Below are 23,282 nucleotides of genomic sequence, written 5' to 3' on the forward strand. Positions count from 1 at the left end.
TCCCAAGGGTATTTGGACAACGAAGAAGAGGGCGGGATGAGCACGGTCATCAGGGGCGGCACGGTCGTCACGGCGGATCTGAGCTACAAGGCAGATGTGCTGATCGAGGGCGGGCGGATCGCGGCCATCGGCGAAGGGCTGGTGGGGGACGAGGTGCTGGACGCCTCGGGCTGCTACATCATGCCGGGCGGGATCGACCCGCACACGCATCTGGAGATGCCCTTCATGGGCACCTACTCGGCCGACGACTTCGAGAGCGGGACCCGCGCGGCCTTGGCGGGCGGGACCACGATGGTGGTGGACTTCGCCCTGCCCTCGCCCGGCCAGGGGCTGCTGAACGCGCTGCAGATGTGGGACAACAAGTCGGGCCGCGCGCATTGCGACTACAGCTACCACATGGCGGTGACCTGGTGGGGCGAGCAGGTCTTTGACGAGATGCAGGCCGTGGTGGATCGCGGGATCACCAGCTTCAAGCATTTCATGGCCTACAAGGGCGCCCTGATGGTGAATGACGACGAGCTGTTCGCCAGCTTCCGCCGGGTGGGCGATCTGGGCGGGATCGCGATGGTCCATGCCGAGAATGGCGATGTCGTGGCCGAGCTGTCGGCGCGGCTGCTGGCCGAGGGAAACACCGGGCCCGAGGCCCATGCCTATTCCCGACCCCCGCAGGTCGAGGGCGAGGCGACGAACCGGGCGATCATGGTCGCGGACATGGCGGGGGTGCCGCTCTACGTCGTCCATGTCAGCTGCGAGGACGCGCATGAGGCGATCCGCCGGGCGCGGGCGCAGGGCAAGCGCGTGTGGGGCGAGCCCCTGATCCAGCACCTGGTGCTGGACGAGAGCGAATACTTCAACGCGGACTGGGACCATGCCGCGCGGCGGGTGATGTCGCCGCCCTTCCGCAACAAGCTGCATCAGGACAGTCTCTGGGCGGGGTTGCAATCGGGCAGCCTGTCGGTGGTGGCGACGGATCACTGCGCCTTCACGACCGAGCAGAAGCGCTATGGCGTGGGCGATTTCACCAAGATCCCGAACGGGACCGGCGGACTGGAGGACCGGATGCCGGTGCTCTGGACGCATGGCGTCGGCACGGGGCGGCTGACGCCGAACGAGTTCGTGGCGGCGACCTCGGCGAATATCGCCAAGATCCTCGGGATGTATCCCAGGAAGGGCGCGGTGCTGGTCGGCAGCGATGCGGACCTGGTGGTATGGGACCCGGAGGCCGAGAAGGTGATCAGCGCCGGCATGCAGCAATCGGCCATCGACTACAACGTCTTCGAGGGCCAGCGCGTGAAGGGCCTGCCGCGCTTCACGCTGACGCGCGGCGTGGTCGCGGTGACCGAGGGCAAGGTCGACAGCCGGGAGGGGCATGGCGAATTCGTCGCCCGCGAGCCGCGCGGGACGGTGAACCGGGCGCTGTCCGAGTGGAAGGCGCTGACGGCCCCGCGCCCGGTCGAGCGCAGCGGCATTCCGGCGAGCGGGGTCTGAGTTGGACGCCGTCATCGAGGCGCAGCGCGTCAGCCTGACCTTCCAGACCGCGGACGGGCCGGTCCATGCGCTGAAGGACGTGGATCTGGCCATCGCGCCGGGCGAGTTCGTCAGCTTCATCGGCCCCTCGGGCTGCGGGAAGACGACCTTCCTGCGTTCGGTCGCGGCGCTGGAGACGCCGACCTCGGGCCGGCTGAGCGTCAACGGGATGGAGCCGGACGCCGCGCGGCGGGCGCGGGCTTACGGCTTTGTCTTTCAGGCACCGGGGCTTTATCCGTGGCGGACGATTTCGGGGAATATCTCGCTGCCGCTTGAAATCATGGGCTTTTCGCGCAGCGAGCGGGCTGAGCGGGTCGCCCGCGTCCTCGATCTGGTCGAGCTAACGGGCTTTGCGGGCAAGTTTCCCTGGCAGCTCTCGGGCGGGATGCAACAGCGCGCCTCCATCGCGCGGGCTTTGGCCTTCGACGCGGATATCCTGTTGATGGACGAGCCCTTCGGGGCGCTGGACGAGATCGTGCGCGACCGGCTGAACGAGGCGCTGCTGGCGCTGTGGCGCAAGACCGGCAAGACCATCGGCTTCGTCACCCACTCGATCCCCGAGGCGGTGTATCTTTCGACCAAGATCGTGGTCATGTCGCCGCGGCCGGGGCGGATCACCAAGGTCATCGACAGCCCCCTGCCGCCCGAGCGCCCGCTGGAGATCCGCGACACGCCCGAGTTCATCGCGCTCGCCCACGAGGTCCGCGAGGGGCTGCGCGAGGGACATGGCTATGACTGACGCGGTGCTGAACGCGCCGCAGGCCCGGCGGCTGCGGCTGCATACGGGCGATCTGCTGCCGATCCTGACCGTGCTGCTGGTGATCGTGGCCGTCTGGTATCTGGGCGCGATCCGCATGAACGCCGCGTGGGAGCGGGATCAGGCGGCCCGCGCGGGCGTCCAGCTGACGACCTCGGAACTGGTGAGCCGGACCCTGACGCAGGATCGCCCAGTCCTGCCCGCCCCGCACCAGGTGGCGCAGGGGCTGTGGGAGGGGGTGGCGGGCCAAGCCGTCACCTCGCGCCGCAGCCTCGTCTGGCATGCTTGGGTCACGCTGTCGGCGACGCTGGCGGGCTTCGGGATCGGCACCGCGCTTGGCATCGTGCTGGCGGTGGGGATCGTGCACAGCCGGGTGATGGACCTGTCGGTGATGCCTTGGGCCGTGGCCAGCCAGACCGTGCCGATCCTCGCCATCGCGCCGATGGTGATCGTGGTGCTGGCCTCGGTCGGCGTCACCGGGCTTCTGCCGAAGGCGATCATCGCGGCGTGGCTCTCGTTCTTTCCGGTGCTGGTCGGGATGGTGAAGGGGCTCAGGACGCCGGACGGGATGCAGCTGGACCTGATGCGGTCCTGGAGCGCGCCGAAGACCCGCGTCTTCTGGAACCTGCGCCTGCCCTCGTCCCTGCCCTATCTCTTCGCCTCGCTGAAGGTCGCCATCGCGGCCGCGCTGGTCGGCACCATCGTCGGCGAGCTGCCGGCGGGAGCCACCGCCGGCCTCGGGGCGCGGCTGCTGTCGGGCAGCTATTACGGGCAGACGGTGCAGATCTGGTCGGCGCTCTTCGCCGCCGCGATCCTCGCCGCCGTGCTGGTCGCGCTGATCGGGCTGATCGAGCGCACGGTCCTCTCGCGCATGGGGTTGGCGCGATGAGCGCGCTGCCGATCCTGGGCGTCTGGCTGGGCGGCATCGCGCTGAACGTCTGGCTGGCGCGGATCAACACGCGCCTCAGCCGGGGGCTGATCGCCGCCGTCTTCGGCCTGACGCTGATCCTGCTGTGGGAGATGGCGGTGCGGATCTACCAGATCCCAACGGTCATCCTGCCCGCGCCCAGCCAGATCGCCGCCAGCTTCGCGGCGAACCGCAGCATCCTCTGGACGGACTTCGTGCAGACCATCCTGCGCGGCGCGCTGATGGGCTGGGTGATCGGCGCCTTCGCCGCGATCCTGACCGCCATCGCCATCGACCGCAGCCCCTTCCTGCAGCGCGGCCTGCTGCCCATCGGCAATTTCGTCGCCGCCCTGCCCATTGTCGGCATCGCGCCGATCCTGGTGATGTGGTTCGGCTTCGACTGGCAGTCCAAGGCCGCCGTGGTCGTGGTGATGGTCTTCTTCCCGATCCTCGTGAACATGGTCGCGGGGCTCAAGGCGACGGATGCGCTGCAGCGCGACCTGATGGCCTCCTGGGCTGCGCCCTATGGCGCCAGCCTGTGGAAACTGCGCCTGCCCGCCGCCATGCCCTTCCTCTTCAACGGGCTGAAGATCACCACGACGCTGGCGCTGATCGGCGCCATCGTGGCCGAGTTCTTCGGCAGCCCGACCCGCGGCATGGGGTTCCGCATCTCGACCGCCGTGGGGCGGCTGGACCTGCCGCTGGTCTGGGCCGAGATCGTGGTTGCCGCCCTTGCGGGCACCTTGTTCTATGGCATTGTCGCGCTTGCGGAAAAGAAGGTGACCTTCTGGCACCCGTCGCAGCGCGGCTGACCCGGGCTCAAGTTATGTCAACACGGGCCCACCAACAGGAGAGAAAGATGAAGAAACTGATGATCACCGCCGCCGGCCTTGCGCTGCTGGCGGGCGGCGCATCCGCGGACGAGCTGACGCTGCAGCTGAAATGGGTCACGCAGGCCCAGTTCGCCGGCTACTACGTCGCGCAGGCGCAGGGCTTCTACGAGGAAGAGGGGCTGGACGTCACCATCCTGCCCGGCGGGCCGGACATCGCGCCGACGCAGGTGCTGGCCGGTGGCGGCGCGGACGTGATCGTCGAATGGATGCCGGCGGCGCTGGCGGCGCGGGAACGCGGCCTGCCGCTGGTCAACATCGCCCAGCCCTTCAAGTCCTCGGGAATGATGCTGACCTGCCTCGCCGAGACGGGCATCCAGAACCCCGAGACGGATTTCGCCGGCAAGACGCTTGGCGTCTGGTTCTCGGGGAACGAGTATCCGTTCCTCAGCTGGATGAACACGCTCGGCCTCTCGACCGAGGGCGGCGAGGGTGGCGTCACGGTTCTCAAGCAGGGCTTCAACGTCGATCCGCTGCTGCAGAAGCAGGCCGCCTGCATCAGCACCATGACCTATAACGAATACGGCCAGGTGCTGGATGCCGGCCTCTCCGAGGACGACCTCGTGACCTTCAAGTACGAGGATCAGGGCGTCGCCACGCTGGAAGACGGGCTCTACGTGCTGGAATCGACGCTCGAGGACGACGCGATGGTCGATCGCCTCGCCCGCTTCGTGCGCGCCAGCATGAAGGGCTGGGAATACGCCGCCGCGAACCCGGACGAGGCGGCCGAGATCGTGCTGGAGAACGACGAGACCGGCGCGCAGACGATGGAGCACCAGGCCCGCATGATGCGCGAGATCGCGCTGCTGCTGGAGGGCTCGGACGGCACGCTGGACGAGGCCGACTACCAGCGCACGGTCGACACGCTGCTCTCGGGCGGCTCGGACCCGGTGATCTCGGCGGCGCCCGAGGGGGCGTGGTCGCCCGTGGTCACGGACCGCGCCTTCAACTAGGCGGATCGGGCGTCGCCAGAGCGGCGCCCGTATTCACTCCTGCCAGCCCGGCTTGCGCTTCTCGAAGAAGGCGGCGATCCCCTCGGGGGCCTCGGCGCCTTCCCAGACCGCCACCAGCCGCTCGATGCTGTCCTCGATCACCGCCGCATCAAGGCGCGGCCCGAGCGCACGGCACTGCGCCTTCGCCGCCGCCACCGCGCCGGGCGCGGCCAGCAGGAAGGGCGCGATCTCGGCCTCGACCGCCGCGTCCAGCGCCTCGGGCGCCACCACCTGCGCCGCAAGGTTCAGCCGCTCGGCCTCGGCCGCATCGAAGAGCCGCCCCGAGAAGAAGACCCGCCGCGCCTTGTCCTCGCCCATCCGCGCAAGGACATAGGGGCCGATGGTCGCCGGGATCAGGCCCAGCTTCACCTCGGTCAGCCCGAAGCGCGCCGTGTCCGCAGCGAGGGCGATGTCGCTCACCGCCATCATCCCGACGCCGCCGCCGAAGGCGTTGCCATGAACGCGCGCGATCAGGGGCTTCGGCAGCCCGTTCAGCGCCGCCAGCATCCCCGCCAGCGCCTGCGCTCCCGCGCGCCGCGTCTCGGCATCCGCCGCGATCTGCTCGCGCATCCAGCCAAGATCGCCGCCCGCGCAGAAACTCGCCCCCTCGCCCGCCAGCACCACCACGCGCACGGCCGGATCGCGGGCCAGTTGCCCCGCCGCCTCGGTCACCTCGTCGATCATCTGCCGCGAGAGGGCGTTGTGCTTCTCGGCCCGCGCCAGCCACAGCGTCGCCACGCCGCGCGCGTCCTGCCGGACCCGGATCGTCTCAAACATCGCGCGTCTCCCGCATGTGGCGCGTCATGGCCGCCGCTTCCTCCAGCACCGACGCATCGAGGCCCGTCCGGTAGCCGGCCGAGGCCAGGTGCGCCGCCACTGCTTCCGTCGCGACATTGCCCGCCGCGCCGGGCGCATAGGGGCAACCTCCAAGGCCGCCCACCGCCGCATCGAAGACCCGCAGCCCCCGCGCGAGGCTCGCGTCGATATTCGCCAACGCCCGGCCGACCGTGTCGTGGTAATGGCCCGCCAGCCGCTCGGGCGGTAGCTCGCCCAGGACCGCGGTCAGCATGGCGTCGATCGTCTCGGGGCGGCCCTGCCCGATCGTGTCGCCGAGGCTCACCTCATAGCACCCCATGTCCCGCAGCCGAGCAGCCACCCGCGCGACCGAGGCCGGTGGCGTCGGCCCGTCGAAGGGGCAATCGGTCACGACGCTGACATAGCCCCGCACCGGCACGCCGTCGGCCTTCGCAGCCTCGGCCACCTCGGCAAAGCGCGCCAGGCTCTCATCGATGCCGGCATTCAGGTTTGCCCGGCTGAACCCTTCCGAGGCGCTGGCAAAGATCGCCACCTCATCCGCCCCCGCCGCCTTTGCCGCCTCATAGCCGCGCAGGTTCGGGGTCAGCACGGCATAGCGGAGGCCGTGGCGGCGGGTGATCCCCGCCATGACCTCGGCCGCATCCGCCATCTGCGGCACCCATTTCGGCGGCACGAAACTGGTCACCTCGATCCGCCGGAAGCCCGCGCGGCTCAGAAGATCGACCAGAGCGATCTTCTCTGCCGCCGGGATCAGGCGCTTCTCGTTCTGAAGCCCGTCGCGGGGGCCCATCTCGAAGATTTCGACGTAAGGCGCATCAACCATCTGGCAGCTCGTAAAAATCCTGCGAGAAGAGGCTGCCGCCCCCCGCCGCCTCGGCGCGCTGATAGGCGGGCCGCGCCTGCGCCCGGGCGGCATAGGCGGCCAGCGCCGGGAACTGCTCGCGCCGCAGGAAGCGGAAGGTCGCGTCGATGTTGAAGCCCAGCATGCAGTCGGCGGCGGAGAACTGATCCAGCAGCGTCTCGCGCCCCGCCAGATGCCGCTCCAGCGCTTTCGTCGCCGCGGCGAGGCGCTTGGTGTCCAGCTTCATCAGCGGGACCGAGCGTGCCTCGACCGGCCGCAGGAAGATGTGGTGGATGTTCAGCGCCTGGATGATGTTCGCCTGCGTCTCGGCAAAATGCACCCATTCCAGGAAATCCGCCCGATCAGGGCTGCCTGGTGCGGGCGCCAGACGCCCCTCGCGCTCGGTCAGGTATTCGACGATGGCGCCGGACTCGAAGATCGACCGGCCGTCGATCTCCAGCGCGGGCACGCGACCTGCGGGCGACATGGCGAGGAAATCGCCGCCCCGCAGGCTGCCATCGGTCAGCGACCAGGTCTTCAGCTCGTAGGGAAGGCCCATCTCCTCGAGCAGCCACAGGACCCGCATCGAGCGCGAGCCGGGAACGTGATGCAGTCGGATCATGCGGGTTCCTCCTCCAGCCGGATCAGGGGGGCGCCGGCCTCGACCTGATCGCCCGCGGCGGCCAGCACCTCGGCCACGGTTCCGTCGCGGGACGCGGTCAGGCTGTGCTCCATCTTCATGGCCTCCAGCACCGCCAGCCGGTCGCCGGCCTTCACCGCCTGCCCCGCCGTCACATGAACCGCGCGCACGAGCCCCGGCATGGGCGAACGCGTCAGCCCGTCGCCCCCCGCATCCGCCCCGGCCCTCGCCAGCGGGTCCAGCGGCGACAGATGCAGGCTGCCGCTGCCGAAGACGCTGACGCCGCCCGGATGCAGCGCGATCCGCTCGCGCCGCAGGTTGCCGTCGACCCACCAGCGGTCGCCCCGCCAGCGCACCTCGTGCGCCGCGCCCTCCAGCGTGACCCGCGCGGCGCCGGGGCCAAGCACCTCCAGCACCGCCTCGCCCCCGTCCCAGGCCACCGTGCGGCGCAGCGGCTGCCACAGCGTGACCCCGCCCCGCGTCTCGGGCGCGGCAAGGCCCGCGAGGCCGATCACCGCCAGCGCCCGCGCGCCGGGATCGGCCGCCCGTTCGGCGATCAGCGCCGCCAGATCCCGCTCGATGAGGCCGGTATCGACCTCGCCATTGCGGAACCCGTCATGGCGGGTCAGCGCGATGAGGAAGTCGAGATTCGTCACCGACCCCGCGATCTCGGTATCGACCAGCGACCGCTCCAACGCCCGCAGCGCCACGGCCCGGGTCGCGCCATGCGTGATGACCTTGGCGATCATCGGATCATACCACGGGCTGATCCGGTCGCCCGGACGGACCCCGGTCTCGATCCGGGCGCCCTCGGGAAAGCGCAGATGCGCCAGCGTCCCGGTCGCGGGCAGGAAGCCCGCCGGCACGTCCTCGGCATAAAGCCGCGCCTCGAAGGCGTGGCCGCGGATCGCCAGATCCTCCTGCCGCGCCGGCAGCGGCTCGCCCGAGGCGACCCTCAGCTGCCATTCCACAAGATCGATCCCGGTGATCGCCTCGGTCACCGGATGCTCGACCTGAAGGCGGGTGTTCATCTCCATGAACCAGAACCCGTCGGGGCGCAGACCCTGCGCACCGTCGACGATGAACTCGATCGTTCCGGCGCCGGAATAGCCGATCGCCTCGGCCGCGCGCACGGCCGCATTGCCCATCGCGGCGCGCATCTCGGCCGTGATGCCGGGGGCCGGCGCCTCCTCGATGACCTTCTGGTGCCGCCGCTGGAGCGAGCAGTCCCGCTCGAACAGATGCACGGCCCGGCTGCCATCGCCGAAGACCTGCACCTCGATATGCCGGGGCTGGAGGACGTATTTCTCGATCAGCACCGCCGGATTGCCAAAAGCGGTCGTCGCCTCGGACCGCGCGCTTTCCAGCGCCTCGGCGAAGCGCGCCGGATCGTCCACGCGCCGCATCCCCTTGCCGCCCCCGCCCGCGACGGCCTTGATCAGCACCGGATAGCCAATGCGCGCCGCCTCCGCCTCAAGATGCGCCGGGTCCTGGTCGGCCCCGTGATAGCCCGGCACGACGGGTACGCCCGCCTCCTCCATCAGCGCCTTGGCCGCGTCCTTGAGGCCCATCGCCCGGATGGCCCTGGCCGAGGGGCCGATGAAGCGAAGCCCCGCCGCCTCGACCGCATCGACGAAGTCGGGGTTCTCGGACAGGAACCCGTAGCCCGGATGGATCCCCTGCGCGCCCGTCGCCTTGGCCGCCGCGATCACCAGATCCCCCCGCAGGTAACTGTCCGCCGGCGCCGGCCCGCCCAGATGCACCGCCTCGTCGGCCATCGCGACATGCCGCGCCCCCCGGTCGGCGTCCGAGAAAACCGCGACCGTCGCGACCCCCATCCGGCGGCAGGTGTCGATCACGCGGCAGGCGATCTCGCCCCGGTTCGCGATCAGGATCTTGTCGAACATCCCCGCGCCCTCCCCTTCTTCGTTGTCCAAATACCCATGCGGCGCTGCCACCGTCACATCCGGAAGAGCCCGAAGCGCGTCGGCTCCACCGGCGCGTTCAGCGACGCCCTGAGGGACAGCGCCAGCACCTCGCGCGATTTCCGGGGATCGATGATCCCGTCGTCCCAGAGCCGCGCCGAGGCATAAAGCGGGTGGCTCTGCCGCTCGAACATCTCGATGGTGGGGCGCTTGAACTCGGCCTCCTCCTCGGGCAGCCAGGACCCGCCCGCCCGCTCGATCCCGTCGCGCCGCACGGTCGCTAGAACGCCCGCCGCCTGCTCGCCGCCCATGACGCTGATGCGGCTGTTGGGCCAAGTCCAGAGGAAGCGCGGCGAGTAAGCCCGTCCCGCCATGCCATAATTCCCGGCGCCGAAGCTGCCGCCCACCAGCATGGTGATCTTCGGCACCGCCGTTGTCGCCACCGCCGTCACCATCTTGGCGCCGTGCCGCGCGATGCCCTCGTTCTCGTATTTGCGCCCCACCATGAAGCCGGTGATGTTCTGCAGGAACACCACCGGGATGCCGCGCTGGCTGCACAGTTCGATGAAATGCGCGCCCTTTTGCGCGGCCTCCGAGAAGAGGACGCCGTTGTTCGCCACGATCCCGACCGGGCAGCCCTCGACATGGGCAAAGCCCGTGACCAGCGTCTCGCCGAACCGCGCCTTGAACTCGTCGAAGCGCGAGCCGTCCACGATGCGCGCGATCACCTCGCGGATGTCGTAAGGCGTGCGGAGGTCGGCGGGGACCACGCCGAACAGCTCGTCCGGATCAAAAGCTGGCGGCTCGGGCGACTGCCAGAGGACGTTCTGCACCGGCACGCGGTTGAGATGGCTCACCGCCCGCCGCGCCATCGCCAGCGCATGGGCGTCATCCTCGGCCAGGTAGTCCGCGACCCCCGACAGGCGCGTATGCACATCGCCGCCGCCAAGATCCTCGGCCGTCACCACCTCGCCCGTCGCGGCCTTCACCAGCGGCGGGCCGGCCAGGAAGATCGTGCCCTGATCCCGCACGATGATCGTGACGTCCGACATCGCCGGCACATAGGCGCCGCCTGCCGTGCAGGAGCCCATCACCACGGCGATCTGAGGGATGCCCTTGGCGCTCATCCGCGCCTGGTTGAAAAAGATGCGCCCGAAATGGTCGCGGTCGGGAAAGACCTCGTCCTGGTTCGGCAGGTTCGCACCGCCCGAGTCCACCAGATAGAGGCAGGGCAGATGGCATTCCTCGGCGATCTCCTGCGCGCGCAGGTGCTTCTTCACCGTCATCGGGTAGTAGGTGCCGCCCTTCACGGTGGCGTCGTTGGCGACCACCATGACCTGCTGGCCGTGGACCAGCCCCACCCCGGCGATCACCCCTGCCGCAGGCGCCGCGCCGTCATACATGCCATGCGCCGCCGTCGCCCCGATCTCGAGGAACGGCGAGCCGGGGTCCAACAGGTTCGCCACCCGCTCGCGCGGGGGCATCTTGCCGCGGCTGGTGTGCCGCTCCATCGCCTTGGCCCCACCGCCGGCGGCCGCGGCCTCGGCCGCCTCGCGCACGGTCTGAAGCAGCGCCAGATGCGCCTCGCGGTTGGCGCGGAACTGCTCGGACGAGGGCAGCGCGGAGGAGGTCAGCTTCATGGGTTCGGCTCCGTGGTGCGGGCGATCTCGGCCTCGGCCAGCTTGCGCAGCTCGCGGCGCATGACCTTGCCGGTCACCGTCAGCGGCAGCGCGTCGAGGAAGGCGATCTCGCGCGGATAGGAATGGGCGGCGCTGAGGCGCCTTGCGTGGTCCTGCAACTCGGCGGCCAGCGCGTCCGAGGGGGCGTGGTCCGCGCGCAGGACGACATAGGCCTTGACGATTTCGGTTCGCAGCGGGTCGGGCTTGCCGATCACGCCGACCTGCGCGACGGCGGGATGCTTCAGCAGGCAATCCTCGATCTCGGACGGTCCGATGCGGTAGCCGGCCGAGGTGATCACGTCGTCGTCCCGGCCGACGAAGCGGATATAGCCGTCCTCGATCACGCCCCGGTCGCCGGTCACCAGCCAGTCGCCGCGGAACTTCCGCGCGGTGGCGTCGGCATTCTGCCAGTAGCCCAGCATCATGGAGCCCGCGCCGCGGCGGATGGCGATGTCGCCCTCGCCGGTCGTGGGCGCGCCGGCCTCGTCGATCACCTGCACGTCGAAGCCGGGCACGGCCTTGCCGATGGCGCCGGGCCTCGCGGGGAACATCGCAGCCGAGGAGGAGGCGACCATGTTGCACTCGGTCTGGCCGTAGAACTCGTTGATGGTCAGGCCGAAGGCGCGGCGGCCCCAGTCCAGCATCTCGGCGCCGAGCGTCTCGCCCCCCGAGGCGATCGAGCGCAGCCCCGGCAGGCTCACATCAGCCGCCTTCAGCATCTTCAGCGCGGTCGGCGGGAAGAAGATGTTGCGGATGCCGCAATCCTCGATCAGGCGGGCGACGGCGGCCGGATCGAACTTCGCCATCCGCGCCGCCACGACCGGCAGGCCGAGCGCGAGGGCCGGCATCGCCACGTCGAAGAGGCCCCCGATCCAGGCCCAGTCCGCCGGCGTCCAGATCACGTCGCCGGGCTGGCCCAGGAGGTCGTGGGACATCTCGACCCCCGGTAGGTGGCCGGTCAGCACCCGGTGCCCGTGCAGCGCGCCCTTCGGCGCCCCTGTCGTGCCCGAGGTGTAGATGATGACGGCCGGATCGTCCGGTCCCGTCTCTAGCGTCTGGAACGGCCCCGCCTCGGGCAGCCCTTCCTCGGGCACGATCACGCGCAGGTCCGAAAAGGGCGCCAGCAGCGCGCGGCCTTCGGAATCGGTGACGACGGTGCGGATGCCGGCGTCGCGCAGGCGCAGCTCCAGCGCGTCGGGGCCGAAGAGCTTGAAGAGCGGCACCGAGATCGCCGCCGATTTCCACGCGGCCAAGTGCGCCGCTGCCGTCGAGCCGGACTGGCTGCGCAGGACGCCCACGCGCTCGCCCCGCTCGGCGGCCAGCGCATGGGCCAGCGCGTCGGTCATGGCCGTCAAGGCGCCATAGGTGACCGGTCGCGGGGCGCCGTCATGTTCGATGATCGCGACGCGTTCTGGGTCATGCCCGAGGCATTGCTCGGCCATGTTCAGCCGCGCCGGGAAGCTCCAGCGGAAGTCGCGGCGGAGCGCGTCGTGGTCGGTCCCGGTCAGCATCACATCTGGCGCTGATAGCCGCGCAGCCACAGCGCCTGCCGCGCCGTCAACTCCAGCAGGCATTGCGCCGCACCGGTCGAGCCGCCGGTGCCGCCGCCCCATCGCGTCCGCTCATAAACGCAGGCCGCGTCGCGATAGGCGATCCAGCGGCGCTGCATCTCACGCAAGGCCGGCTCCTGCTTCTCGGCCGCCGAGCCCAACTCGGCCAGTTCCGCATCCGCCGCCTTGGCCGAGGCCATGACCTCGCCATAGGCCGCGTTCAGCAGGCCGTCCCAATGGTCCACCTCCTGCGAGAGGCAGTAGCCCATGCCGACGGTCGAATAGCCGCCCGGCTGCTCGATGCAGGCATTAGCGGCAAGGCCGATGCAGCTTTCGGGCCGGCCGTCATCTCCGACGTTCTCTGCAAGGCAGGCATCCACCGGCGCCGCATCGAAGGCCGGCGGCTCTTGCGCCGCCGCAGGGGCGGCCATGACCAGCAGCAGGGCCAGCGCGCGCATCAGGCCAGCGCCATCAGTTCACGGCCGATCAGCATCCGGCGGATCTCGCTGGTGCCGGCGCCGATCTCCATCAATTTCGCGTCGCGGAAAAGGCGGCTGACCGTGCTGTCGTTGAGGAACCCCGCCCCGCCAAGCGCCTGCACCGCCTGATGCGCCTGCACCATCGCCTGTTCCGAAGCGTAGAGCACCGCCCCCGCCGCGTCCTGCCGCGTGACCTTGCCGGCGTCGCAGGCGCGCGCGACCTCGTAGACATAGGCCCGCGCGGTGTTCAGCGCGACATACATGTCGGCGATCTTGCCCTGCATCAGCTGGAAGGACCCGATCGGCTGGCCGAACTGCTTGCGGTCGCGGACATAGGGCATCACCTCGTCGAGACAGGCCGCCATGATGCCGGTGCCGATGCCGGAGAGGACCAGTCTTTCATAGTCCAGCCCCGACATCAGCACCCGAACGCCCCGGCCCTCCTCGCCCAGGACGTTCTCGAACGGGATCTCGCAATTCTCGAAGATCAACTCGCCCGTATTCGATCCGCGCATCCCCAGCTTGTCGAAATGCGGGCTGGTCGTAAAGCCCGCCATCCCCCGCTCCACGATGAAGGCGGTGATGCCCTTGCTGCCCGCCTCGGGGTCGGTCTTGGCGTAGACGACCAGCGTATGGGCGTCCGGCGCGTTAGTGATCCAGTATTTGGACCCGTTCAGCACGTAGCGGTCGTTCTTCTTCTCGGCCCGCAGCTTCATGCCGACGACATCGCTGCCCGCGCCTTCCTCGGACATGGCCAGCGCGCCGACTGCCTTGCCGCTGCAGAGGTCCGGCAGGTAGCGCGCCTTCTGCGCGTCCGTGCCGTTCAGCTTGATCTGGTTCACGCAGAGATTGGAATGCGCGCCGTAGGACAGGCTGACGCTGGCGCTGGCCCGCGCCAGTTCCTCGGTCGCGATGACATGGGCCAGATAGCCCATCCCGGCGCCGCCGAACTCCTCGGAGACGGTGATGCCCAGAAGGCCCAGCTCGCCCATCTCGGTCCACAGCTCGTTCGGAAAGGCGTTGGTGCGGTCCACCTCGGCGGCCAGCGGCTTCACCCGCTCTTGCGCCCACCGGTGCACCATGTCGCGCAGGGCGTTCACGTCCTCGCCCAGGTCGAACTCCATCCCCCGCGTGAACATCGGCATCCCCTCCCGTTATTGAACGCTTGTTCATTTCAAGCGTTACCGCAGCCGCCCCCGCCGCGTCAAGGCCAGCCTGCGCCGCAGGGCCGCGCCGGTCAACCTTGCCCTGGGCCGCGCGCGGCGACATTCTGCGCGCCGGAACGAAGCCGCCCGAAAGGTCCCTGATGCGCGTGATGATCCTGCGCCATGCCATGCCCCTGACAGGGGGGCGGCTGGCGGGCCGGACCGAGGTGGATGCCGATTGCAGCGACCGCACCGCGCTGGCGGCGATGGCCGCGCGCGTGGTGGGGGCCGAGGTGATCGCCAGCCCCGCCCGCCGCTGCATCCAGACGGCCGACGCGATGGGCCTGTCGCCCGTCCGCGTCGATCCGGCCCTGTGGGAACAGGATTACGGCGCGTGGGAGGGGCAGAGCTATGCCGACCTGCCCGATCTCGGGCCGTTGCCGCTCGAGGCGCTGGCCGCCCATCGCCCGCCCGGCGGCGAGAGCTTCCGCGACATGGCCGCCCGCGTCCGCCCGGTGCTGGAGGGTCTGGAGCGCGACACCCTGCTGATCGCCCATGCCGGCACCGTGCGGGCGGGGCTGGCGATGGTCGTGGGCGACGCGGCCCTGTCCTTCAGCGTGGCGCCGCTGTCGCTGACCATCTTGCGCCGCGCCGGGCCGGAATGGGCAGTCGAGGCGGTGAACCTGACATGGCCCTGATCGCCGCCATCGCGTTGCTGCTGGACGCGGCGATCGGCTGGCCCGCGGCGATCTATGCCCGGATCGGGCATCCGGTCACCTGGCTCGGCCGGCTGATCGCGACCTTGGACGGGGCGTTGAACCGGGGCCGAGGGCGCCGCTGGAAGGGCGCCCTCGCCGCGCTGCTGGTTGTCGCGGCGGCGCTGGTGCCAGCGGCGCTGCTGCAACTCTGGCTCGGCCCTTGGGTGGCGGCGGTGCTGGCCTGGCCGCTCGTCGCGGCGCGCTCGCTGGACGATCATGTCCAGGCGGTGGCGCGCCCGCTTGCGGCTGGCGACCTGCCGGCGGCGCGGGCGGCGACGGCGATGATCGTCGGGCGCGACGTGACGCAGGCGGACGAGGCAGCGCTGGCGCGGGCGAGTCTCGAGAGCCTGGCAGAGAACGCCAGCGACGGCGTCATTGCGCCCCTCTTTTGGGCCGCCATCGGCGGGCTGCCGGGCATCGCGGCCTACAAGGCGATCAACACACTGGACTCCATGATCGGCCATCGCACGCCGCGGCACGAGGCCTTCGGCGCCTTCGCCGCCCGCCTCGACGACGTCGCGAACCTGATCCCCGCGCGGCTGACTGCGCTGCTCTTCGTGGCCGTCGCCGGGCGCGGGGCGGGCCATGCCGCGCGCTGCGCGTGGGAGGACGCCTCGGCCCACCGCTCGCCCAATGCCGGCTGGCCCGAGGCGGCGATGGCGGGCACCCTTGGCGTGCGCCTGTCGGGGCCGCGCCTCTACGCCGACCGGGTGGCGGACGAGCCGTGGCTGAACGGCGCGGCGCGCGATCCGGGCGCGGGCGATCTGGCGCGGGGGCTCGGCCTCTATCGGCGCGGCGTTCTGCTGTTCGGCGCCCTGCTGGTGGTGCTGGCGGCGATCTAGGCCAGCGGTCGCGCCTCGGCCAGCCGCGCGGCGGCGCGCGAGAGACCCGGCGCCAGCGGCAGAAGGTCGGCCTGAAGCGCGTGGTAGATGTCGGGCTTGCCCTTGAACTGCGCCTCGGCCGGCCAGCCCTCGGCGTCCAGTTCGGGGAACCAGCCGCCGCTCGGGTCGATCAGGTGCCGCTCCGCGAAGATCCAGAGGCGGGCATACCACGCCTCGTCCTCGGCCCGCGGGTCCAGCTTGATCAGCGCGGCCAGCGCCCCAATCGCCTCGGTCACCGGCCACCAGTAGCGCGCCGCGTTGCCGATCCGGCCGCCCTGCATGGTGTAGGCCAGCCCGCCCTCGGGCAGCCAGGCGTCGGCGAGCGCCACCTCGACCAGTGCCCGCGCCTGCGCCGGCGCCTCGTCCCCCGGCCGGCCCGCAAGGTCCCACCACTGCACGAGCAGGCGCGCCATCTCGAAGCTGTGGCCGGGCGTCGTGCCGGCGGGGCGGAACATCGGATCGCCCGCATAGTTGGGGTCGGGGCGCCAGCGGTCGTCGTAATGTTCGGGGATGCGCCAGCCGTTCGCGGCGGCCTGCCCCGCGATGAAGAAATCGAGGATGCGGCCCGCGCGGGTCAGGTGGACCCGCTCGCCCGTCGCCTCATGCGCGGCCAGCAGCGCCTCGACGCCGTGCATGTTGGCGTTCATGCCGCGATAGGTCGAGAAGACCTGCCAGTCGCGGGTGAACTCGTCGCGGAACAGGCCGGCTGCCTCGTCCCAGTAGTGCCGCTCCAGCACCTCGAGGATGTCGGCCATCAGACGGTCCGCGTCGGGATGGCCCGCCATCTTCGCGCTTGAGGCGGCCAGCAGGACGAAGACATGTCCATAGGCCAGCTTCGGGCGGTCCTGCGGCGTCTCGCTGATCAACGCCCAATGATAGCCGCCATGCTGCCGGTCGCGATGCGCGGACCAGAGGAAGTCCATCCCCCGGTCGATGATCCCCTCCCGGTCCGGCCGTCCCGCCCACTGGCCGAGCGCGTAGGAATGGACCAGCCGCGTGGTGGTGTGCAGCTCCTGCACCGGGTCTGGCAAGGGGGCGCCGGCGTGGTCCAGCACATGAAAGCCTCCCTCGGCGCGCGGGCTGGCGTCGAAGAAGTCGAGCGCCCGGCGGGCGTCCTCTGCCAGAAAGGCGCGGTGGACGGGATCGGCCAACGTGCCGGAAGTCATCGCCGCCTCAGCGCGTCGGCGAGGGCCGAGCCGAAGGCGCCCTTCCCGCCCCCCTTCGGCGCCGCCTGCATCGGCTGCCGGCCCTGCGGCTTCTCGGCGCGCGGACCCTTGGGCGCCGGCTCGCCGCCGTCCTTGCGCATGGTCAGGCCGATGCGCTTGCGGGCGACGTCCACCTCGGTCACGCGGACGCGGACGACGTCGCCTGCCTTCACCACCTCGTGCGGGTCCTTCACGAAGCGATCGGCGAGCTGGCTGACATGGACGAGCCCGTCCTGATGCACGCCGATATCGACGAAGGCGCCAAAGGCCGCGACATTGGTCACCGTCCCCTCCAGCGACATGCCGGGGCGGAGGTCCTTGATGTCCTCGACCCCGTCCGCGAAGGAGGCCGTGACGAAGCCGGGGCGCGGATCGCGGCCGGGCTTTTCCAGCTCCGACAGGATGTCGCGCACCGTCGGCAGGCCGAAATCGCCGGTGACGAAGTCCTCGGGCTTCAGGCGCTTGAGGGCCGCGCCGTCGCCCATCACCGCGCGCAGGTCGCGCCCGCAGGCGGCGACAATCCTGCGGGCGAGGCCGTAGGCTTCCGGGTGGACCGAGGAGGCGTCCAGCGGCTCGGTCCCGTCAGCGATGCGCAGGAACCCGGCGCATTGCTGGAAGGCGCGGGGGCCGAGGCCCGCGACCTTCTTTAGCGCCGCCCGCGAGGGGAAGGCGCCCGAAGCATCCCGATGCGCCACGATGGCCTGCGCCAGAGACGGCCCGAGGCCAGCCACATGCGCCAGCAGCGGCGCCGAGGCGGTGTTGAGGTCCACGCCCACCGCGTTCACCGCATCCTCGACCACCGCCTCCAGCGATTTCGCCAGCTGGCGCTGGTCCACGTCGTGCTGGTACTGGCCGACGCCGATAGATTGGGGCGGGACCTTGACCAGCTCGGCCAGCGGGTCCTGCAGGCGGCGGGCGATGGAGACGGCGCCGCGCAGGCTGACATCCAGATCGGGAAACTCGCGCGCCGCCAGTTCCGAGGCCGAATAGACCGACGCGCCCGCCTCGGAGACGATCACCTTGGTCGGCGCCTTGACCCCTTGCGGCAGGCGCTTCAGAACCTCGGCCACCAGACGCTCGGACTCGCGGCTGGCGGTGCCGTTGCCGATGGCGATCAACTCGACCTTGTGCCTGGCGATCAGGGCCAGAAGCGTGGCCTCGGCGCCGCGCAGGTCGTTCCTGGGCTGGAAGGGATAGATCGTCGCCGTGTCCAGCAGCTTGCCGGTCGCGTCCACCACCGCCAGCTTGCACCCGGTGCGGATGCCCGGATCGAGGCCGAGCGTCGCGCGCGGCCCCGCAGGCGCGGCCAGTAGCAGGTCCTTGAGGTTGCGGGCGAAGACGCCGATCGCCTCGGCATGGGCGCGCTGGCGCAGCTCGGTCATGAGGTCGAGATACATCGTGTTCGACAGCCGCACGCGCCAGGCCCAGCCCGCCATCTGCCGCAGCCAGTCTGCGCCTGGCCCCTGCCCGATGGGCCCGAGCGCCTGCGCCACGATCCCCTCGGCCCGCGCCGCGCCGGTGTCCGGCTCCGGCGCGATCTCGATGGTCACGACCTCTTCCTTGGCGGCGCGCAGGATTGCCAGCGCGCGGTGGCCGGCGATCTTCGCCCAAGGCTCGCGGTGGTTGAAATAGTCGCTGAACTTCGCGCCGGCCTCCTCCTTGCCCTTGACCACGCGGGCCGAGATCAGCGCCTCGCGGCGCATGAAGTCGCGCAGGGTGCCCAGCAGGGCAGCGTTCTCGGACAGCTCCTCGACGAGGATGTCGCGCGCACCCTCCAGCGCGGCCTTCGGCGTCTCGACCGGGCCCCGCACAAAGGCGGGCGCCAAGGCGGCAGGATCGGCCGACGGGTCCGCCTGGATCGCGCGAAGCAGCGGCTCCAGCCCGTTCTCGCGGGCGATCATCGCCTTGGTGCGGCGCTTGGGCTTGAAGGGCAGGTAGATGTCCTCGAGCGTGGCCTTGGTCGCGGCCCCCGCGATGGCGCGGGCCAGATCGTCGGTCAGCTTGCCCTGCTCGCGGATGGAGGAGAGGATCGCGGCGCGCCGCGCCTCCATCTCGCGCAGGTAGGCGAGGCGCTCGGCCAGGGTCCGCAGCTGCGTGTCGTCAAGGCCGCCCGTCACCTCCTTGCGGTATCGCGCGACGAAGGGGACGGTCGCGCCGCCGTCCAGAAGCTCTGCGGCGGCGGTGACCTGCGCGGGCGCGGCGCCGATCTCGGTCGCGATCTGGCGGGCAATGCGCGTGGCGGTCTGGGCGACGGTCTGGGCGGTGGCTGGGGCGTCCATGCGGAACCTCGGGTCTTGGATCGTCAGGGGGCCGTTCTAGCCGCGCCGCACCCGCGCGCCAAGCGGCTTGGGCTCGCGCGCCTCCTGCTGCTCGGGCGCGTCGGGGGCGGCAGAGGCCATCTCGGCCAGCGGCGGCTCGTCGGGCTTGGGTGCCGGAGGCTCGGGTGCGGGCGGGGCGGCCGGCGGCGTTTCGGGCTTGGCAGGCTCGGTTTTCGCAGGCTCGATCTTCGCAGGTTCGGGGGCATCAATCATCAGCTCAGGCAGGCGCAGCACGTCGGCCGAGCCGGCGGCGATGCTGTCGCGGACCGCGCGGCGCAGGGCGGCCGAGCGTTTCAGCACGCGGCGAAAGCCGTCCTCGTCCAGGATCAGGAGGGTCGTCGGCACGATGGCGCGGACCTCGGCGCGGCGGACGCGGCGGGTCAGAACGCCCATCTGCCCGAACATCTCGCCGCGGCCGAGGCGCGTCGTCTGGCCCGCGACCTCCTGCTCGACCGCGCCCGAGGCCACGAAATAGACCGAGCGCGAGCTGGTGTCCTTGCGCACGATCACCTGCCCCGCGTTGACATAGCGCGTCCGCATCTGGCGGCTGAGGCGCTTCAGCTCGGGCTCGTCCAGATCGGCGAAGAGCGGCAGGGTCCGCGCCAGCTCGTTCCGGCGCATTGCCAGATCGAGGCGGGGGCGCAGCTCGGTCGCGGCGCGGCGTTGGGCGATGTCGGACATCAGCTCGGTATGGACCTCGGAGCCGATCAGCCCGTCCTCGCGCATCGCGGCGTATTCGCGCTCCTCCAGCCGCAGGGCGGTGCGGCGGATGAAGCGGCGCTCCAGCTCCTCGGCATAGCCGGGATATTGCAGGCGCAGACCCTCCAGAGCGGTGTCGGCCGCCTCGATCCGGCGGTTCAGCAGCTCGTGCAGCAGCTCGGCGACGCGGCGGCCGTGGATGCGGCGGATGCGGCGGTCGATGAAGCCGTGAAGATCTCGCAGGATCAGGCGCTTGGCCAGCAGCATCTCGAAACGGTCGGCGGTCATCCGCGCCAGCGGCCCCGAGATGCCGAGGCGGTTCCTGAGAAACGCGGCCAGCCGGAAGGACGGCCCGTAACTCAGCGCGCTGCGGGCGGCGCGCTGGTAGCCCACCCGGCCGCCTTGGCGCGCGCCCTCGATCAGCCGGTCCGCGTCGAACAGCGCCTGCTCGGAGAGCCGGGCCGAGATGGCGCGCTCGCGGAAGCGCTGCAGGATTACCTCGCGCTCGTGCCCGGCCAGCGCGATGAGGCCGAGCGTGATGCGGTCGCGGTCGAGGATCTCGGCATTGTCCTCGGCCTCGGCCCGCTCCACCGCGGCATCGAGACGGGCGGCGAAACGCTTGGCCTCGGAGCGGACGGTCTCGCGCGTCAGGTCGTATTTCTCGGTCGTGGAGGAGACTTCCTCGCGCACGGTCTGAAGCGCCACTGCGACCACCTGGTTCGACAGCGCCCGGTCCAGCGGCGAGAGCTTGTCGAGGCCCAGAAGGCTGATGACGTAGCGCAGGGTCGTCCCCTGCACGATCAGCGTGAAGAGCGTGAAGCCGGTGGCGAGAATACCGACGAGGCGCTTGGTCTCCACCGGCACGCGCAGGCTCTCGGTGACGGCCAGCGCCAGCGCCAGCGTAACGGCGCCGCGCAGGCCGCCCCACATGATCGCGATGCGGTAGGGCCGCTCGATCTTGGGCGAGAGGCGCAGGCCGGTCAGCAGCGGCAGCAAGAGGAACAGGATGATCGCGCGGGCCGCGAAGGCGGCCAGGACCACGACCACCACGAGGCCAAGATCGCCCGCCCGCAGATCGCCCATCAGGCGCGGAATCAGCAGGGCCGCCAGAATGAAGATCAGCGCCCCGGCCCAATGGGCCAGCAGCCGCCAGACCTCGCGCAGGTTCACCCAGAAGGCGGGGGCCAGCCGCCCCGGCCCCATCAGGTTCAGCGTGATCCCGGCCGCCACGACCGCGATGACGCCCGAGGCGCCGGCCAGCCGCTCGGCCCCGATATAGGCCAGATAGGGCGCGGCGACCGAGACCGAGATCTGCGCCAGCTCGAAACGGTGGAACATGCCCATCAGCATCAGCGCGATGCGCGCCACCGCCCATCCGACCGCCGCGCCGCCGAGGATCAGCTGCGGAAAGCCGCCAAGCGCCTCCCCCAAGGACGGGTTCGGCACGCCCAGCATGACGAAGCCCATGAACAGGCCGAAGAGGGCGATGGCGGCGGCGTCGTTCAGAAGGCTCTCGCCCTCGATGATCCGCGCGAGGCGCTTGGGCGCGCTGATCGAGCGGAAGATGCTGACCACGGCCGAGGGATCGGTGGTCGAGACGATCGAGCCGACCAGCAGGCAGACCATCAGCGGCAGGCCGCTGACCCATGCGAGCGTGTAGCCGATGGTCAGGGTCGCGACGACCACGGCCACCACTGCCAGCGTCAGGATCGGCACCCAGTCATCCAGCATCCGCCGCACGTTCATTTCCAGCGTGGCCTGGAAGATCAGCGTCGGCAGGAAGACGTAGAGGAAGACGTTGGCGCGGATCGGCAGCGCCAGGATCGCCTCGGCCACCGGGTTCAGCGCGTCGGTCAGCTCGGTCCTGAGCAGGAAGATCGCGCCGCCGCCGATCAGGATGCCAAGCGCGGCCAGGATCACGCTGTAGGGCAAGGACAGGCGGTCCGCGACCGGCTCGGCCGCGGCGATCAGCAGGAACAGAAGTGCCGTGAAGGTCGTCAGAAGAACAAGATCCATGATCCTTCGATAACGCCAGAAAGCCGGCTGCGTCACAAGGCGGGCCGGCGCTTTTTCCATGTTCTGGCGCGATCTTGAAAGCGGCGCGCGGCCGGCACAGATGAAGCCGCGGGGAGAGACAACAAGACGATCCCGAAAGGACTTCGCATGACTTCGCTATTCGACCCGCTGCGCCTCGGCGCCGTGACCCTGAAGAACCGCATCGTGATGGCGCCGCTGACCCGCTCGCGCGCCGGCGAGGCGAGGGTGCCGAACGCGCTGATGGCAGAATACTACGCGCAGCGTGCGGGCGCCGGGCTGATCCTGTCCGAGGCGACCAGCGTCATGCCGATGGGCGTCGGCTACGAGGCGACGCCGGGCATCTGGTCGGACGAGCAGGTGGCCGGGTGGACGGCGGTGACCGAGGCCGTCCATGCGCGTGGCGGGCTGATCTTCCTGCAGCTCTGGCATGTCGGCCGCATCTCGGACCCCGAGCTGCTGGGCGGCGAGCTGCCCGTCGCGCCCTCGGCCATCGCGCCGGCGGGCCATGTCAGCCTGTTGCGGCCGAAGCGCCCCTATGCAACGCCCCGCGCGCTGGAGACGGACGAGATCCCGCAGATCGTCCAGGCCTATGCCGACGCCACCCGGCGCGCCCGCGAGGCCGGCTTCGACGGGGTCGAGATCCATGGCGCGAACGGCTACCTGATCGACCAGTTCCTCCATGACGGCACCAACAAGCGCACCGACCGCTATGGCGGCAGCATCGAGAACCGCGCGCGCTTCCTCTGCGAGATCGCGGATGCCGTGATCGGCGCATGGTCGGCGGACCGGGTCGGCCTGCATCTCGCCCCGCGCGGGGACAGCCACGATCTATCCGACAGCGACCCGAGGGCGCTCTTCACTTATGTGGCGCGCGAGATGAAGGCCCGCGGCCTCGCCTTCCTGTTCCTGCGCGAGCGCCCGGCCGAGGACAGCCTGCTGCCCGTCATCCGCGACGCCTTCGGCGGGCCCGTCATCGCCAACGAGGCGCTGACCCCCGAGCTTGCCCGCGTGCTGGTCGAGGAGGGCCGCGCCGATGCGGTCAGCTTCGGGCGCGACTTCATCGCGACGCCGGACCTGCCCGAGCGGCTGCGCCAGGGCCTGCCGCTGAACGCGCAGGACCCCGCGACCTTCTACGCGGGCGGGGAGAAGGGCTATACCGACTATCCCGCCGCCACCGGCATCGCGGCCGAGTGAGCCAAAGAAGAAGGGGCGCCGCGCGGCGCCCCTTCCCGTCTC

General features: G+C 70.6%; 19 protein-coding genes. 8 read left to right on the forward strand and 11 right to left on the reverse strand.

Annotated features, from left to right (window positions below):
- Positions 1-36: 36 nt before the first annotated feature.
- From hydA to BLP73_RS06435, 5 genes are read left to right on the forward strand one after another with little or no spacing between them, the layout of a single operon-like run.
- Positions 37-1,488: a dihydropyrimidinase gene (hydA, locus tag BLP73_RS06415; RefSeq protein WP_090741539.1), complete on the forward strand. Its 1,452-nt coding sequence runs from the start codon at positions 37-39 to the stop codon at positions 1,486-1,488.
- 1 nt (position 1,489) lies between these two features.
- Entirely contained in the window at positions 1,490-2,266 is a 777-nt protein-coding gene (locus BLP73_RS06420) for an ABC transporter ATP-binding protein (RefSeq protein ID WP_090741541.1), read from the forward strand.
- Positions 2,259-3,173 (forward strand): ABC transporter permease, encoded by a 915-nt coding sequence (locus tag BLP73_RS06425; protein WP_090741543.1) that lies wholly within the window; start codon positions 2,259-2,261, stop codon positions 3,171-3,173. Before BLP73_RS06420 ends, BLP73_RS06425 begins: the two co-directional genes overlap by 8 nt.
- A complete protein-coding gene (locus tag BLP73_RS06430; protein WP_090741545.1) occupies positions 3,170-4,003 on the forward strand; it encodes an ABC transporter permease in 834 nt (277 codons plus the stop codon). Before BLP73_RS06425 ends, BLP73_RS06430 begins: the two co-directional genes overlap by 4 nt.
- Positions 4,004-4,050: 47 nt before the next feature.
- Complete coding sequence (locus tag BLP73_RS06435) at positions 4,051-5,034, forward strand: ABC transporter substrate-binding protein (RefSeq protein ID WP_090741547.1); 984 nt, start codon at positions 4,051-4,053, stop codon at positions 5,032-5,034.
- 33 nt (positions 5,035-5,067) lie between these two features.
- Here the strand turns inward: BLP73_RS06435 and BLP73_RS06440 are convergent, their stop codons facing one another.
- Genes BLP73_RS06440 through BLP73_RS06475 form a run of 8 tightly spaced genes read right to left on the reverse strand, consistent with a single transcriptional unit; the run spans position 5,068 to position 14,142 of the window.
- A complete protein-coding gene (locus tag BLP73_RS06440; RefSeq protein ID WP_090741549.1) occupies positions 5,068-5,850 on the reverse strand; it encodes a crotonase/enoyl-CoA hydratase family protein in 783 nt (260 codons plus the stop codon).
- On the reverse strand, positions 5,843-6,712 hold the full coding sequence (locus tag BLP73_RS06445; RefSeq protein WP_090741551.1) for a hydroxymethylglutaryl-CoA lyase: 870 nt from the start codon (positions 6,710-6,712) through the stop codon (positions 5,843-5,845). Before BLP73_RS06445 ends, BLP73_RS06440 begins: the two co-directional genes overlap by 8 nt.
- The gene (locus BLP73_RS06450; protein ID WP_175453262.1) at positions 6,705-7,352 is read right to left on the reverse strand and encodes a glutathione S-transferase family protein; all 648 of its coding nucleotides are present in this window, start codon (positions 7,350-7,352) and stop codon (positions 6,705-6,707) included. The genes BLP73_RS06445 and BLP73_RS06450 overlap by 8 nt, the downstream gene beginning before the upstream one ends.
- Positions 7,349-9,277 (reverse strand): acetyl-CoA carboxylase biotin carboxylase subunit, encoded by a 1,929-nt coding sequence (locus BLP73_RS06455; RefSeq protein WP_090741553.1) that lies wholly within the window; start codon positions 9,275-9,277, stop codon positions 7,349-7,351. Before BLP73_RS06455 ends, BLP73_RS06450 begins: the two co-directional genes overlap by 4 nt.
- Positions 9,278-9,330: 53 nt before the next feature.
- Entirely contained in the window at positions 9,331-10,935 is a 1,605-nt protein-coding gene (locus BLP73_RS06460; protein ID WP_090741556.1) for a carboxyl transferase domain-containing protein, read from the reverse strand.
- Positions 10,932-12,485 carry an AMP-binding protein gene (locus BLP73_RS06465; RefSeq protein ID WP_090741558.1) on the reverse strand — a complete coding sequence of 518 codons (1,554 nt, stop codon included), beginning with the start codon at positions 12,483-12,485 and terminating at the stop codon, positions 10,932-10,934. Before BLP73_RS06465 ends, BLP73_RS06460 begins: the two co-directional genes overlap by 4 nt.
- Entirely contained in the window at positions 12,485-12,982 is a 498-nt protein-coding gene (locus BLP73_RS06470) for a lysozyme inhibitor LprI family protein (RefSeq protein WP_090741560.1), read from the reverse strand. The genes BLP73_RS06465 and BLP73_RS06470 overlap by 1 nt, the downstream gene beginning before the upstream one ends.
- Positions 12,982-14,142 (reverse strand): isovaleryl-CoA dehydrogenase, encoded by a 1,161-nt coding sequence (locus tag BLP73_RS06475; protein ID WP_090742088.1) that lies wholly within the window; start codon positions 14,140-14,142, stop codon positions 12,982-12,984. The genes BLP73_RS06470 and BLP73_RS06475 overlap by 1 nt, the downstream gene beginning before the upstream one ends.
- 167 nt (positions 14,143-14,309) lie before the next feature.
- On the opposite strand from BLP73_RS06475, the gene BLP73_RS06480 reads away from it, so the two are divergent.
- Positions 14,310-14,846 carry a histidine phosphatase family protein gene (locus BLP73_RS06480; protein ID WP_090741561.1) on the forward strand — a complete coding sequence of 179 codons (537 nt, stop codon included), beginning with the start codon at positions 14,310-14,312 and terminating at the stop codon, positions 14,844-14,846.
- Positions 14,837-15,748 (forward strand): adenosylcobinamide-phosphate synthase CbiB, encoded by a 912-nt coding sequence (cbiB, locus tag BLP73_RS06485; RefSeq protein WP_090741563.1) that lies wholly within the window; start codon positions 14,837-14,839, stop codon positions 15,746-15,748. Before BLP73_RS06480 ends, cbiB begins: the two co-directional genes overlap by 10 nt.
- Here the strand turns inward: cbiB and BLP73_RS06490 are convergent.
- The 3 genes from BLP73_RS06490 to BLP73_RS06500 are packed head-to-tail and all read right to left on the reverse strand — an operon-like array spanning position 15,745 to position 22,025.
- The gene (locus BLP73_RS06490) at positions 15,745-16,953 is read right to left on the reverse strand and encodes an AGE family epimerase/isomerase (protein WP_090741565.1); all 1,209 of its coding nucleotides are present in this window, start codon (positions 16,951-16,953) and stop codon (positions 15,745-15,747) included. The genes cbiB and BLP73_RS06490 overlap by 4 nt on opposite strands.
- Complete coding sequence (locus BLP73_RS06495) at positions 16,950-19,271, reverse strand: Tex family protein (RefSeq protein ID WP_090741567.1); 2,322 nt, start codon at positions 19,269-19,271, stop codon at positions 16,950-16,952. Before BLP73_RS06495 ends, BLP73_RS06490 begins: the two co-directional genes overlap by 4 nt.
- A gap of 36 nt (positions 19,272-19,307) precedes the next feature.
- Complete coding sequence (locus BLP73_RS06500) at positions 19,308-22,025, reverse strand: cation:proton antiporter (protein WP_090741569.1); 2,718 nt, start codon at positions 22,023-22,025, stop codon at positions 19,308-19,310.
- A gap of 147 nt (positions 22,026-22,172) precedes the next feature.
- On the opposite strand from BLP73_RS06500, the gene BLP73_RS06505 reads away from it, so the two are divergent.
- Positions 22,173-23,240, forward strand: a complete 1,068-nt coding sequence (locus BLP73_RS06505; protein WP_090741571.1) for an alkene reductase — start codon at positions 22,173-22,175, stop codon at positions 23,238-23,240.
- Positions 23,241-23,282 lie beyond the last annotated feature (42 nt).

Source organism: Paracoccus tibetensis (genome assembly GCF_900102505.1).
Taxonomy (GTDB): Bacteria; Pseudomonadota; Alphaproteobacteria; order Rhodobacterales; family Rhodobacteraceae; genus Paracoccus; species Paracoccus tibetensis.